The sequence below is a fragment of the Variovorax endophyticus genome (assembly GCF_025376855.1).
Taxonomy (GTDB): domain Bacteria; phylum Pseudomonadota; class Gammaproteobacteria; order Burkholderiales; family Burkholderiaceae_C; genus Variovorax.
The window spans coordinates 305,017-317,579 of sequence record NZ_JAHUTH010000003.1 but is presented as its reverse complement, the minus strand read 5'-3'; the positions used below and the strand labels follow the sequence as shown (position 1 = coordinate 317,579).

The following is a 12,563-nucleotide window of genomic DNA, read 5'->3' as shown; positions in this document are numbered from 1 at the left end:
GGGCCGCGAGTTTATACGCAATGCGTATATTTCGACAGCGCCGTGGAAAAAAGCTGCTCGCCTTCGCTGCGCAGCAGCGTCACCAGCCGCCGCGCCGCGGGCGACAGGTAGCCCTCCTTGCGGTAGGTGACGCCCAAGTGGCGGCGCAGCGTGGTTTCCTTGAGCGGCACCTCGCGCAGCGTGCCTTCGCGCCCCGCCGCGCCCAGCGTGTGGCGCGACAGGAAGCTCAGCAGGTCGGTGCGCGAGATCAGCCGCGGCAGCAGCGGGATCGAGTTGGCGTTGACCTGCACGGTCGGCAACGGCAGCCCGCGCGACTGGAAGGTCGCATCGAGCCACTGGCGGCTGGGAATGGGATCGGCCGGCAGCACCCAGCGCCATTGCAGCAGGGCCTTCATCGTGGGCCGCGGCATGTCGAACACCGGGTGCTGCGGACTGGCCGCGACCACCACCACGTCCTCGACGATCGAATGCGTGACGAAGGCCGGGTCGTGCTCGGGCATGAGGCCGATCAGCAGGTCGATGGCGCCTTCGCGCAGCCGCTCGCGCAGCGCCATGCTGGGCGCGACGGTGATGTCGATGCGCGTGTCGCCGGCCTCGGCCAGCAGCAGGTTGCAGACCTCGGGCAGCACGTGCTCCGCGGCGATGGGGCCGCTGCCGATGCGCACATGGCCCGCGTTGCCCTTGGCGAAATCGCTGACCTCGCGCAACGCCTCCTCGGTGGCGCCGCGCAGCAGCCGCGCGCGCGCCAGCAGCACCTCGCCCACGGCGGTGAGCTGGATGCCGCGGCCCTTGCGCTCGAACAGCGCGCTGCCGAAGGCTTCCTCGAGCCGCTGCACGGCCTTGGTGAGCGCGGGCTGGGTGCGGCCGAGCTTGTCGGCGGCCTGGCCCAGGTGGCCCGCGTCGGCCACCGCCTCGAAGTACTTCAGGTCGCGCAGCTGTATGTCCATTCATAGCTCCGAGGAATCATTGAATGAACATTATCGATTGGACGGAATGAGTTGGGCTTTCGAGAATCCGCCCCGCATCGCAAGGAGACCCATGAAGCCCACCGTTCTGGTGACCGCGCCGCGCCTGGCCAAGGCCGGCACCGACCTGCTCGCCGCGGCCGGCGCGCGCATCCTCTACCTCACGCACGCGGACAGCGCCGAGGAGGTCGAACGCCTGATGGCCAGCGAACCCGTCGACGCGGTCGTCTCGCGCACCGTGCCGCTGTCGGCGCGGGCCATCGCCGCCTGTCCCACGCTGAAGGTGGTCTCGAAGCACGGCGTGGGCGTGAGCAACATCGACGTCGAGGCCGCCACGGCGCGCGGCATCCCGGTCTACGTCACGCCCGGCGCCAACGCGCCCTCGGTGGCGGAGATGACGCTGGGCCTGATGCTCGCCGCCGCGCGCCGCATCGGCTGGATGGACCGCGAGCTGCACGAGGGCCGCTGGTCGCGTGCGCAGGACGGCGTCGAGCTGCAGGGCCGGACCCTGGGCCTGGTCGGCTTCGGCCAGGTCGGCCAGCGCGTGGCGCGCGTGGGCCTGGCGCTGGGCATGCGGGTGGCCGCGTTCGATCCCGCGATCGGCGAAGGCGCGGCCCCGGTGGCCGGCGTGCGCATGCTGCCCTCGGTCGAGGCGCTGCTGCCGCTGAGCGAGGTGCTGAGCCTGCACGTGCCGCTCAACCGCCACACGCACCGGATGCTGGGCGCGGCGCAGCTCGCGGCCCTGCCGCGCGGCGCGATCCTCGTCAACACGGCGCGCGGCGAGGTGGTCGACGAGGCCGCGCTCGTCGACGCGCTGCGCAGCGGCCACCTGCACGCCGCCGGCCTCGACACGATGGCCGACGAGCCGCTGCCCGCGCACAGCCCGCTGGCGGCCCTGCCCAACGTGGTGCTCACGCCGCACGTCGGCGGCTCCACGCCGGCCGCGCTCGCGGCCATGGCCGAAGGCGCCGCGCGCAACGTGCTCGGCTGGCTGCAGGGCCGTCCCGCCGATCCCTCGGCCTGCGTGAACCCGCAGGTCCTTTCCTCCTCCATCCCCGCCCACGGAGTCAACGCATGACCACGCCCCTTTCCTGGCCGCCCGGCTACCGCATCAACCCACGCGCCGCGGGCCCCGATGCCGCCATCGTCGATGCCTTTCGCGCGCTGCCCGTGGCCGCCATCGGCGACGCGATGAGCCGCCACATCGGCACCGTCGGCCTGCGCCAGTACCACGCGCGGCTCGACACGGTGCTGTGCGGCCCGGCCGTCACCGTGCGCGTGCGGCCCGGCGACAACCTGATGATCCACAAGGCGCTGACGATGGTCGCGCCGGGCGACGTGCTGGTCGTCGACGGCGGCGCCGACCTCACGCAGGCGCTGGTCGGCGGGCTGATGCGCACCACCTGCATCGCGCGACAGCTGGCCGGCCTGGTCATCGACGGCGCGGTGCGCGACCTGTGCGAGTGGGCCGGGGACGGCATGCCGATCTTCGCGCGCGGCCACACGCACCGCGGCCCGAGCAAGGACGGCCCGGGCGAGGTGAACGTGCCCGTTTCGTGCGCGGGCCTGGTCGTGCTGCCGGGCGACCTGGTGGTGGGCGATGCCGACGGCGTCATCGCCGTGCCGGCCGCCGAAGCCGCGAGCGTGCTCGAGAAGACGCGCGCGCACCTGGCCCGCGAGGCGGCAATCCGCGAGGCCAACCGCGCCGGCACCGCCGATCCCGAGCGCTTCGACGCCGTGCTGCGCGCCAAGGGCCTGCCGGTCTGAGCCCCGCCCCCCCGCCGAGAGAGCCCACGAGAACCCAAGGAGACAAGACATGGACCGAAGAAATTTCCTGCAGGCCGCCACCCTCGCCGCGCTGGCCCAGGCCGCCGGCATGGCGCGCGCGCAGAACGACTGGCCGCAGAAGCCGCTGCGGCTGGTGGTGCCCTTCACGCCGGGCGGCGGCACCGACGCCACCTCGCGCCTGATCGCCGAGCGGCTCACCGTGCTCGAGCGCTGGACGGTCGTCATCGACAACAAGCCGGGCGCCGCCGGCAACATCGGCCTCGACGCCGTGGCCAAGGCCGCGCCCGACGGCTACACCATCGGCATGGGGCAGACCTCGAACCTCACGATCAACCCCTGGCTCTATCCGAAGATGCCCTTCGACGCCTTGAAGGACTTCACGCCCATCGCCGAAGTGGCGGCGCAGCCCGTGGTGCTGGCGGTGCGCGCCGACTCGCCGCTGCGCACCCTGGCCGACTTCGTCAAGGCCGCCAAGGCCAGGCCGGGCCAGTTCAGCATCGCGCAGGCCGGCAGCGGCACAGTCGGCCACCTGGCCGGCGAGATGCTCGCGCGCCGCGCGGGCCTCCAGGTGCTGCAGGTGCCGTACAAGGGCGCGGGCCCGGCCATGACCGACCTGCTGGGCGGACAGATCGGCCTGTACTTCGGCAGCAGCGTGTCGGTGATGCCGCAGCTCTCGGGCGGCAAGGCGCGCGCGCTGGCCGTCACCTCGGCACAGCGGCTGCCCGCGCTGCCCGACGTGCCCACGGTGGCCGAGCAGGGCTTCCCGGGTTTCGAGGCGACGACCTGGGTCGGGCTGGTCGGTCCGGCCGGACTGCCCGCCGACGTGGTGGCGCGCCTCAACGCCGCCGTGGTGAAGGTGGTGGCGCGCAAGGAGGTGCAGGACAAGCTCGCGCTGGAAGGCAGCGTCCCCGTCACCGGCACGCCGCAGCAGTTCGATGCCTACATCCGCGCCGAGCACGCCAAGTGGGGCGCGCTGATCCGCGACGCCGGCATCAAGCTGGACTGAAGCGCATGGACCGGATCGACTGCGTCGTGATCGGCGCCGGCGTGGTGGGCCTCGCGATCGCGCGCTCGCTCGCGCTGGCCGGGCGCGAGGTGGTGATCCTCGAGGCCGAGCACGCCATCGGCACGCACACCAGCGCGCGCAACTCGGAGGTGATCCATGCGGGTCTCTCGTACGCGCCGGGCTCGCTCAAGGGAAGGCTGTGCGTGGCCGGCAAGGCCGCGCTGTACGCCTATTGCGCCGAGCGCGGCATCGGCCACCGGCGCATCGGCAAGCTGATCGTGGCGGTGGAGGACGCCGAGCTGCCCGAGCTCGACAACTACCTGAAGCTGGGCGCGGCGCACGGCGTGACCGAACTGCGCCTCATCGGCGCGGCCGAGGCGCGCGAGATGGAACCCGAGGTGGCGTGCGTGGGCGCGCTGCATTCGCCCTCGACCGGCATCGTCGACAGCCACGCGCTGATGCTGTCGTACCTGGGCGATGCGGAACGCGCGGGCGCCGCGCTCGCATTGCACAGCCGCGTGCTGGCCGCGCGCCCGACCGCGGACGGCATCGTGCTCGACGTGGGCGGCGCCGAGGAGACGAGCGTGGTGTGCGGCACGGTGGTGAACGCCGCCGGCCTGGGTGCGCAGGCGGTCGCCTCGCGCATCGAGGGCATGCCGGCCGAACGGGTGCCGCCGCTGTACCACGCGATCGGCCACTACTTCTCGCTCGCGCGGCCGTCGCCGTTTCGCCATCTCGTGTACCCGGCGGGGCGCGATGGCGCACTGCGCGCGCACGTGACGCTGGACCTCGGCGGCCAGTGCCGGTTCGGCCCCGACCTGGGCTGGCGCGACGGCGTCGACTACGGCTTCGATGCCTCGCGCGAAGCGGCCTTCTATCCCGCGGTGCGCCGCTACTACCCCGGCCTGCGCGACGGCGAGCTGCAGCCCGGCTACACCGGCATCCGCCCGCGCCTCGCGGGACCGGGCTCGTCGATGCACAACACGGCGACGGACTTCGTGATCCAGACGCCGCGGGTGCACGGGATACCCGGACTGGTCAACCTGTTCGGCATCGAGTCGCCGGGGCTGACCGCTTCGCTCGCGCTGGGCGCGCACGTGGCGGGGCTGGTGTCGGCGATGGGCTAGACAAAAAAAACGGGCCCGAAGGCCCGTTCCTGTCGGCACCCGAGGTGCCATGGCTGCGGCGCTGGCTCACAGGCCGGCTTGGCGCGTGAACGACACGCTGGGCTTCTTGTAGGCTTGCGGCACTTCGTCGCGGTAGAAGGCGCGGCGGTCCAGGCTTTGCAGCGGATCGTGGGCCTTGGCAACGGCTTCGGCACGGACGGCCGAGCGATCGGCGGTCGAGCTGAAGGGTTGCGCACCGGCGGTGGCACCTTCGCTGTAGGCGTCGCCGGCACGGGCGGCTGCCACGGCTTGCGATGCGACTTCGGAACGCGAGACCGTGGAGTGCACGGTGTGGACGCCGTCATAGGTTTCGGCTTGTGCGCCGGTGGCGGCAAGCAGGGCAACGGCAACGGCGGCGAGGATCTTCGAGGCGGTCATTTGGTATCTCCTTCAGGTTGAACGGTGGTTTGTCCGTGAGGAGAAGTTTGATCCTGTTCGACCCTTTTGAATCACCGCAAAAAGAATCACGGCGTTCGCCGTTTCGAAACAATCAAGAAAGTTTTGGGCAAGTTTCACGCATGCGAGCGAGCCACCGAATCTGCCATTTTCATAGGGAGATCGGCTGAAAGCACTACTTTCACGCATCCTTTGCATGCTTCCGACGCATGCATGAAAACTTGCCAAATCCTCAATGCGAGATCATCCAGGGCCGCCGCGACGGTGCCGACTTGGCACCGTTCGACGCGGTCACCGTGGCACCGCGGCGCGCATTCGTCGAGCAGCATCCGCAGCCCGATGGATGGCGCAATCGCGCGTAGTCGCGCGAGCTCGCGGGCTCGTGCCTTGCGCGCTCGTTGGTGGCCATCGCATGGCGCGTGTCGGCCGCCATGAGCGCGAGCCGCGGCGCGGCCGAGAGCACGCGCGGTGAGGCGCCGCCGCAGTCGGGGCAGGCGGCGGGCTCGTCGCGCAGCGCCGAGGGGCGCAGCGCCTCGAAGCCGCCGCACCGTGCGCAGTCGTAGTCGTAGGTGGGCATGCGGCTTCCTTCTCCAATGCCTCAGCGCAGGTCGGGCGACAGCGGCATGTCGATGCTGCCGTCGATCATCTTCACCGGCCCGGTGGCGTTGGGATTGATGTCGAAGTCGAAGATGCCCGTGGGCAGCCACAGCGTGGCGCAGGAGTTGGGCACGTCGACCACGCCGCTGATGTGGCCCTGCACCGGTGCCGTGCCGAGAATCGAGTAGGCCTGCGCGCCCGAGTAGCCGAACTTCTTCAGGTACTCGATGGCGTTGAGGCAGGCCTGGCGGTAGGCGACGTTGACGTCGAGGTAGTGCTGCTTGCCGCTCTCGTCGACCGAGATGCCCTCGAAGATCAGGTAGTCGTTGTACTGCGGCGTGATGGGGCTGGGCTTGAAGATCGGGTTCTTGATGCCGTACTTGGCCATGCCGCCCTTGATCAGCGAGACCTTCATGTGCACCCAGCCGGCCATCTCGATGGCGCCGCAGAAGGTGATCTCGCCGTCGCCCTGGCTGAAGTGCAGGTCGCCCACGCTGAGGCCCGCGCCGTCGACGTAGACGGGGAAGAACACCTTCGAGCCGCGCGACAGATCCTTGATGTCGCAGTTGCCGCCATGCTCGCGCGGCGGCACGGTGCGCGCGCCCTCGGCCGCGGCCTTGGCACGCGCATCGCCGGTCATCTTGCCCATGTGGGCGGTGCCCGCGAACGGCGGGTTGGCCAGGCCCGGCACGCGATCGGGGTCGGTCGCGATCAGCGCCTTCTCGCGCTCGTTCCACATGTCGAGCATGGGCTTGTCGGGCAGGCAGCCGATGAGGCCCGGATGGATCAGGCCCGCGAAGTTCACGCCGGGGATGTGGCGCGAGCTGGTGAACATGCCCTTGAAGTCCCAGATCGATTTCTGCGCCTCGGGAAAATGATCGGTGAGAAAGCCGCCACCGTTCTTCTTCGAGAAAAATCCGTTGAAGCCCCAGAGGCTGTCCTGCTTGGCGCCGATGTCGAGAAGATCGACCACCAGCAGGTCGCCGGGCTCGGCGCCCTTCACGCCCACGGGGCCCGAGAGGTAGTGCACGGTGCTCAGGTCGATGTCGCGCACGTCGTCGGCACTGTCGTTGTTCTTGATGAAGCCGCCGGTCCAGTCGAAGGTCTCGAGGATGAAGTCGTCGCCGGGATTGACCCAGCAGGCCATCGGGATGTCCGGATGCCAGCGGTTGTGGATCATCTCGTTCTCGGTGGGCGACTTGGTCAGATCGACCTTGATCAGCGTGTCCGTCATTGCAGTGGCTCCTGGTTGGGGTTGTGGTTAAACAGAGAGATAGGCCTTGATGCGCTCGACGTCGGTCTTGTCGCGCGCGGTCTCGTGCACGAGGCGCCCGCCTTCGATCACGAACAGGCGGTCGGCCACGTCCATGGCAAAACTCAGCACCTGCTCCGACACGACGATGGTCAGGCCGCGCAGCTTGCGGATCTCGTTGAGCGCCTTGGCGATGTCCTTGATGATCGAAGGCTGGATACCCTCGGTGGGCTCGTCGAGCAGCAGCACCTTGGGATCGGTGACGAGGGCACGCGCGATGGCCAGCTGTTGCTGCTGCCCGCCCGAGAGGTTGCCGCCCTTGCGCCGGCGCATGTCCCACAGCACGGGAAAGAGCGCGTAGATCTCCTCGGGGATGCGGCGGGTCCTGGAGTTCTCGAGGCCGGTCTCGATGTTCTCCTCGACGGTCAGCGTGGGGAAGATCATGCGGCCCTGCGGCACGTAGGCGATGCCCTTGGCAACGCGCCTGAAACTCTCGTCGCGCGAAACATCCTGTCCCGCGACCTCGATGCGGCCGCTCTTGAGGGGGAGCACGCCCATGAGGCTCTTGAACAGCGTGGTCTTGCCCATGCCGTTTCTTCCCATGATGGCGACGGTCTCGTTGGCCATGCCCTCGAACGAGATGCCGTGCAGGGCTTCGCTCTGGCCGTAGGCTACGTGGAGGTTTTCTACCTTGAGGTTGATGTTGCTCATTGTTGGGCCTTTGTTCCTGCGTGTTCTTTTTGGGGGGCGCTGCTGTTCGAAGCACGACGGTTCGGGGCACGTGCACAGGACAGCGGGTACTTCCCTCCGCGAATGTCCCCCGCCTTCGGCTCCTCCTTTATTTCGCTGCGGGAAGCACCCACTGCCCTGTGCACGAGGAGCGCAGTCGTTGTGCGGCCGGTTCTACGGCCGTGTCCCGGCTCACGTCGATGGGGTACTCCCCGCAGCGAAATCAAGGAGGAGGCCGAAGGCCGGGGGACATTCGCGGAGGGGAGTACCCCGTCGGCGTGAGCCCGCCCCGAACGAAGAGCACAAAACAGACGCATCAATGCCCCAAATAAACGTCGATGACCTTCGGATCCGCCTGCACCTTCTCCATCGGCCCCTCGGCCAGGATCTTTCCCTGGTGCATCACAGTGACCTTGTGCGCGATCTGCTTCACGAAAGCCATGTCGTGCTCGATCACGATCACCGCACGGTTCTGGCAGATGCGTTTGAGCAGTTCGGCCGTGAGCTCGCGTTCGCGCGCACTCATGCCGGCGATGGGTTCATCGAGCATCAGCAGCTCGGGTTCCTGCATCAGCAGCATCCCGATCTCCAGCCACTGCTTCTGGCCATGGCTCAGCAGGCCCGCCTCGGTGTCGAGCCGGTCGGCCAGGCCGATCTCCGTGGCCACGGCCTGCACGCGTGCCTTGACTTCGTCGTCGCACTGGAAGGCCAGCGCGCCGAACACCGAGCGGCCCTTGGGGAAGGACACCTCGAGGTTCTGGAACACGCTGAGGTTCTCGTAGATCGACGGTGTCTGGAACTTGCGCCCGATGCCCAGCCGCACGCGCTTGTGCTCGGCCATCTTCGTGAGCTCCGTGTTCTTGAACTTGATGCTGCCGCCGCTGGCGCGCGTCTTGCCGCAGATCAGGTCGAGCAGCGTCGTCTTGCCGGCCCCGTTCGGGCCGATGATCACGCGCAGCTCGTTGCGGTCGATGTAGAGCGTGAGGTCGTCGATGGCCTTGAAGCCGTCGAATGACACGCTGAGGTCTTCCACGGCGAGCGCGAAATCGGTGTTGCTCATGGTCGTTCTCCGGTTCAGGCGCGCTGGCTGCCCACGCCGTCGGGCAGCGTGGGTTCTGGCTCGGGTGTGGGCGCGGGTGCGATGGGGGCCGCGGCCACCGCGGGCGGCTTGACCGCGGCCACGCGCAGCGCCTGGCGACGCGACTTCCACCACGGACGGATCTTTTCTTCCCACAGGCCCGCCAGGCCCATCGGGAAGGCCATCGTCACGCCGATGAACAGCCCGGCCATCAGGAACAGCCACAGGTCCGGGAAGCTCTCCGAGAACAGCGTCTTGCCCGCGTTCACCAGCAGCGCACCGTAGACCGCGCCCACCAGGCTCATGCGGCCGCCCACCGCGCAGAAGATCACCATCTCGATCGAGGGCACGATGCCCACGAAGCTCGGCGACATGAAGCCCACCTGCAGCGCGAACATCGCGCCGCCGATGCCCGAGAGCCCGGCCGCCAGGCAGAAGGTGAAGACCTTGAAGTTCGACACGTCGTAGCCCGAGAAGCGCACCCGGTCCTCCTTGTCGCGCATCGCCAGCAGCAAGGTGCCCAGCTTGCTGGTCTGGATCCAGCGGCACAGCACGATGGCCGCCACCAGCAGCGCCACGCAGACGTAGTAGAGGATGTACTTCGCGCTGTCGGTGCGCGTGTCCCAGCCCAGCATCGTCTTCAGGTCGGTCATGCCGTTCACGCCGCCGGTGTAGCCCTGCTGGCCGATGATCAGCACCGTGAGGATCAGCGCCACCGCCTGCGTGATGATCGCGAAGTAGACCCCGCCCACGCGGCGCTTGAACATCGCGAAGCTGATCAGCCAGGCCAGCGCCATCGGCACCGCCACCACCAGGATCAAGGTCAGCGGCAGGCTCTTGAACGGCAGCCAGAACGCCGGCAGCGCCGTGATCTGGTTCCAGTCCATGAAGTCCGGAATGCCGGGCGTCGACTGGATCTTCGTCGACACCGGGTCGGAGGCCTCGAGCTTGAGGAACATCGCCATCGCGTAGCCGCCGAGCCCGAAGAACACGCCCTGCCCGAGGCTCAGCACCCCGCCGTAGCCCCACACCATCACCAGACCCACGGCGACGAAGGCATAGGTGAGGTACTTGCCCACCAGGTTGAGTCGGAAGATGTCGAGCGACAGCGGCAGCACCACCGCGAGCAGCAGCACCAGCAGCAGCAGGCTGCCGAGCTGGTAGCGCTGGATCGAGGCCTTGAGGAAATTCATCGGGAGTTCTCCGGGAAAGCGAAAGTCAGCGACGCACCTTGACGGCGAACAGGCCCTGCGGCCGCATCATCAGGATCAGCACGATCAGCGACAGCGTCAGCACCTTGGCCATCGAGCCGGTCATGAAGAACTCCGAGACCGACTGCGTCTGCGCGATGCCGAAGGCCGAGACCACCGTGCCCAGCAGGCTGGCCGCGCCGCCGAAGGTGACGACCAGGAAGGCGTCGACGATGTAGAGCGAGCCCGAGGTCGGCCCGGTCGAGCCGATGGTGGTGAAGGCCGCGCCCGCCACGCCCGCGATGCCGCAGCCGATCGCGAAGGTCAGGCGGTCGGTCTTCTTCGTGTCGATGCCGGTGGCGTTGGCCATCGTGCGGTTGGCCACCGTGGCGCGCACCCGCAGGCCCCAGCGGCTCCTGTGCAGCGCGATCAGCACGCCGCCCGTGACCAGCGCCGTGAGCACCAGCACGAACATGCCGTTGATCGGGATGTCGAGGCCCTCGTGCGGCGTCCACGAACCCATCAGCCACTCGGGCAGCGTCGGGCTCACTTCCTTCGGACCGATGAAGGTGCGGAAGATCTGCTGCAGCCCGAGGCTCACGCCCCAGGTCGCGAGCAGCGTGTCGAGCGGCCGCTTGTAGAGATGGCGGATCAGCGCCCACTCCACCAGCCAGCCGACGATGAAGGCGAACACGAAGGCCAGCGCGATCGAGATCGGGAAGTAGTACGGCATGAAGGCCGGTGCCAGGTGCTCGGTGACCTGCGCCGCGAGGAAGACCGAGTAGGCCCCGATGGTCATGAACTCGCCGTGCGCCATGTTGATGACGCCCATCTGGCCGAAGATGATCGCGAGCCCCAGGCCCATGAGCAGCAGCACCGCGAAGAGGCTCAGCCCCGCGAAGCCCTGCATCAGGCCGATGTTCCACATGTCCGACAGCGTCATGGCGACAGTTCCAGGTGTTGGGGTAGTTGCTCCTTCCCCCTCTGGGGGAAGGTCGGGATCGGGGCATGCGGCGTGCGCGGTGGTCACGCCGCTTGCCCCCACCCCTGCCCCCCCAGAGGGAGAGGGAGAAAGACAAGCAAGCAGGCAGGGATTACTGGTAGCCCTTGGGAAACGGATCCGGCTTGATCAACTCCGCCGACTCCGCCACCACCTTGAAGGTCCCGTCCGGCTGCCCCTGGCCGATGCGCGCCTTGCTCCACAGGTGGTGGTTCGCGTCGAGCTTCACGTAGCCCTCGGGCGCGGTCTTGAGTTCGATGCCCGGCGAGCCCGCCACCACCTTGTCGACGTCGAAGCTGCCGGCCTTCTCGACCGCGGCCTTCCACAGCCACGGGCCGAGGTAGCCGGCCTGCGTGACGTCGCCGATCACCGCGTCCTTGCCGTACTTGGCCTTGAAGGCGGCCACGAACTTCTTGTTGTTCTCGTTGTCGAGCGACTGGAAGTACTTCATCGACGAGTAGAAGCCCGCGAAGTTCTCGCCGCCCACGCCGGTCATCTCGTCCTCGGTCACGGCCAGGGTCAGCAGGAACTGCTTGTCGCCCGTGATGCCCGCGGCCTTGAGCTGCTTGTAGAAGGCCACGTTCGAGCCGCCCACCACGGCCGCGAAGATGCAGTCGGGCTTGGCGACCTTGATCTTGTTGATCAGCGAGTTGAAGTTCGTGTGGCCCAGCGGGTAGTACTCCTCGCCCTTGACCGAACCCTTCTGGAAGTTCTCGATGTGCTTGCGCGCGATCTTCATCGAGGTGCGCGGCCAGATGTAGTCGGAGCCGACGAGGAAGAAGGTCTTCGCCTTCTTCTCCTTCGCGCCCCAGTCCAGGCCCCAGATGATCTGCTGCGTCGCTTCCTGGCCCGTGTAGATCACGTTCTTGCTCTGCTCCAGGCCTTCGTAGAAGGTCGGGTAGTACAGGAGGCCGTTCTCCTTCTCGAACACCGGCAGCACGGCCTTGCGCGAGGCGCTGGTCCAGCAGCCGAAGACGGCCGCGACCTTGTCGTTGACCAGCAGCTTCTTCGACTTCTCGGCGAAGGTCGGCCAGTCGGAGGCGCCGTCCTCCTTGATGACCTTGATCTTGCGGCCCAGGATGCCGCCCATCGCGTTGATCTGGTCGATCGCGAGTTGCTCGGCCTGGATCGAGCCGGTCTCCGAGATCGCCATCGTGCCGGTGGACGAATGCAGCTGGCCCACCGTCACCTCGGTGTCGGTCACGGCCAGCTTGGTGGTGTTGACCTTGGCCGTGGGGAACTGGCCCTGGCCGAAGCTCAGGCCGCTCAGGCCCATCACGGGCAGCGCGGCGGCGCCTTGCAGCAGGCGGCGGCGACGCAATGCCAGGGCATCGAGGGAAAGATCGGAATCACGCGACATCGAAGAACTCCAGCAGGTTGAGGAAAGTACAGGCCG

Annotated in this window: 13 protein-coding genes; 4 read left to right on the top strand and 9 right to left on the bottom strand. The window is 68.2% G+C overall.

Features of this window, described 5'->3' with window-relative positions:
* Positions 1-11 precede the first annotated feature (11 nt).
* Entirely contained in the window at positions 12-947 is a 936-nt protein-coding gene (locus KV106_RS06195; RefSeq protein WP_057593116.1) for a LysR family transcriptional regulator, read from the bottom strand.
* Between the two features lie 91 nt (positions 948-1,038).
* On the opposite strand from KV106_RS06195, the gene KV106_RS06190 reads away from it, so the two are divergent.
* From KV106_RS06190 to KV106_RS06175, 4 genes are read left to right on the top strand one after another with little or no spacing between them, the layout of a single operon-like run.
* The gene (locus KV106_RS06190) at positions 1,039-2,043 is read left to right on the top strand and encodes a hydroxyacid dehydrogenase (RefSeq protein WP_261207148.1); all 1,005 of its coding nucleotides are present in this window, start codon (positions 1,039-1,041) and stop codon (positions 2,041-2,043) included.
* The gene (locus KV106_RS06185) at positions 2,040-2,732 is read left to right on the top strand and encodes an RraA family protein (protein ID WP_057593114.1); all 693 of its coding nucleotides are present in this window, start codon (positions 2,040-2,042) and stop codon (positions 2,730-2,732) included. Before KV106_RS06190 ends, KV106_RS06185 begins: the two co-directional genes overlap by 4 nt.
* A gap of 49 nt (positions 2,733-2,781) precedes the next feature.
* Positions 2,782-3,759, top strand: coding sequence for a Bug family tripartite tricarboxylate transporter substrate binding protein (locus KV106_RS06180; RefSeq protein WP_261207145.1), 978 nt, complete (start codon positions 2,782-2,784; stop codon positions 3,757-3,759).
* A gap of 5 nt (positions 3,760-3,764) precedes the next feature.
* Positions 3,765-4,886: an NAD(P)/FAD-dependent oxidoreductase gene (locus tag KV106_RS06175; RefSeq protein ID WP_261207143.1), complete on the top strand. Its 1,122-nt coding sequence runs from the start codon at positions 3,765-3,767 to the stop codon at positions 4,884-4,886.
* Positions 4,887-4,952: 66 nt separating this feature from the next.
* Here the strand turns inward: KV106_RS06175 and KV106_RS06170 are convergent, their stop codons facing one another.
* The 8 genes from KV106_RS06170 to urtA form a co-directional block, all read right to left on the bottom strand.
* Positions 4,953-5,303 carry an alpha/beta hydrolase gene (locus tag KV106_RS06170; RefSeq protein WP_261207141.1) on the bottom strand — a complete coding sequence of 117 codons (351 nt, stop codon included), beginning with the start codon at positions 5,301-5,303 and terminating at the stop codon, positions 4,953-4,955.
* Between the two features lie 250 nt (positions 5,304-5,553).
* A complete protein-coding gene (locus KV106_RS06165) occupies positions 5,554-5,898 on the bottom strand; it encodes a zinc ribbon domain-containing protein (protein WP_057593111.1) in 345 nt (114 codons plus the stop codon).
* A 21-nt stretch (positions 5,899-5,919) separates the two neighbouring features.
* Entirely contained in the window at positions 5,920-7,152 is a 1,233-nt protein-coding gene (gene fmdA, locus KV106_RS06160) for a formamidase (RefSeq protein WP_261207137.1), read from the bottom strand.
* Positions 7,153-7,179: 27 nt separating this feature from the next.
* Positions 7,180-7,881 (bottom strand): urea ABC transporter ATP-binding subunit UrtE, encoded by a 702-nt coding sequence (gene urtE / locus KV106_RS06155; RefSeq protein ID WP_057593109.1) that lies wholly within the window; start codon positions 7,879-7,881, stop codon positions 7,180-7,182.
* Positions 7,882-8,215: 334 nt separating this feature from the next.
* Entirely contained in the window at positions 8,216-8,959 is a 744-nt protein-coding gene (gene urtD, locus KV106_RS06150; RefSeq protein ID WP_261207132.1) for an urea ABC transporter ATP-binding protein UrtD, read from the bottom strand.
* A gap of 14 nt (positions 8,960-8,973) precedes the next feature.
* Positions 8,974-10,170, bottom strand: a complete 1,197-nt coding sequence (gene urtC / locus KV106_RS06145; RefSeq protein ID WP_261207130.1) for an urea ABC transporter permease subunit UrtC — start codon at positions 10,168-10,170, stop codon at positions 8,974-8,976.
* A 25-nt stretch (positions 10,171-10,195) separates the two neighbouring features.
* Positions 10,196-11,110: an urea ABC transporter permease subunit UrtB gene (urtB, locus tag KV106_RS06140; RefSeq protein WP_057593106.1), complete on the bottom strand. Its 915-nt coding sequence runs from the start codon at positions 11,108-11,110 to the stop codon at positions 10,196-10,198.
* Between the two features lie 151 nt (positions 11,111-11,261).
* Positions 11,262-12,527: an urea ABC transporter substrate-binding protein gene (gene urtA / locus KV106_RS06135; RefSeq protein ID WP_057593105.1), complete on the bottom strand. Its 1,266-nt coding sequence runs from the start codon at positions 12,525-12,527 to the stop codon at positions 11,262-11,264.
* Between the last annotated feature and the right edge of the window lie 36 nt (positions 12,528-12,563).

What these genes read in the sequence shown, in the direction of transcription:
- KV106_RS06185 (WP_057593114.1), top strand. Translation starts at nt 2,040, where the DNA reads ATGACCACGCCCCTTTCCTGGCCGCCCGGCTACCGCATCAACCCACGC.
- KV106_RS06180 (WP_261207145.1), top strand. Translation starts at nt 2,782, where the DNA reads ATGGACCGAAGAAATTTCCTGCAGGCCGCCACCCTCGCCGCGCTGGCC.
- KV106_RS06165 (WP_057593111.1), bottom strand. Translation starts at nt 5,898, where the DNA reads ATGCCCACCTACGACTACGACTGCGCACGGTGCGGCGGCTTCGAGGCG.
- urtC (WP_261207130.1), bottom strand. Translation starts at nt 10,170, where the DNA reads ATGAATTTCCTCAAGGCCTCGATCCAGCGCTACCAGCTCGGCAGCCTG.
- fmdA (WP_261207137.1), bottom strand. Translation starts at nt 7,152, where the DNA reads ATGACGGACACGCTGATCAAGGTCGATCTGACCAAGTCGCCCACCGAG.
- KV106_RS06175 (WP_261207143.1), top strand. Translation starts at nt 3,765, where the DNA reads ATGGACCGGATCGACTGCGTCGTGATCGGCGCCGGCGTGGTGGGCCTC.
- urtA (WP_057593105.1), bottom strand. Translation starts at nt 12,527, where the DNA reads ATGTCGCGTGATTCCGATCTTTCCCTCGATGCCCTGGCATTGCGTCGC.
- urtD (WP_261207132.1), bottom strand. Translation starts at nt 8,959, where the DNA reads ATGAGCAACACCGATTTCGCGCTCGCCGTGGAAGACCTCAGCGTGTCA.
- KV106_RS06195 (WP_057593116.1), bottom strand. Translation starts at nt 947, where the DNA reads ATGGACATACAGCTGCGCGACCTGAAGTACTTCGAGGCGGTGGCCGAC.
- KV106_RS06190 (WP_261207148.1), top strand. Translation starts at nt 1,039, where the DNA reads ATGAAGCCCACCGTTCTGGTGACCGCGCCGCGCCTGGCCAAGGCCGGC.
- urtE (WP_057593109.1), bottom strand. Translation starts at nt 7,881, where the DNA reads ATGAGCAACATCAACCTCAAGGTAGAAAACCTCCACGTAGCCTACGGC.
- KV106_RS06170 (WP_261207141.1), bottom strand. Translation starts at nt 5,303, where the DNA reads ATGACCGCCTCGAAGATCCTCGCCGCCGTTGCCGTTGCCCTGCTTGCC.
- urtB (WP_057593106.1), bottom strand. Translation starts at nt 11,110, where the DNA reads ATGACGCTGTCGGACATGTGGAACATCGGCCTGATGCAGGGCTTCGCG.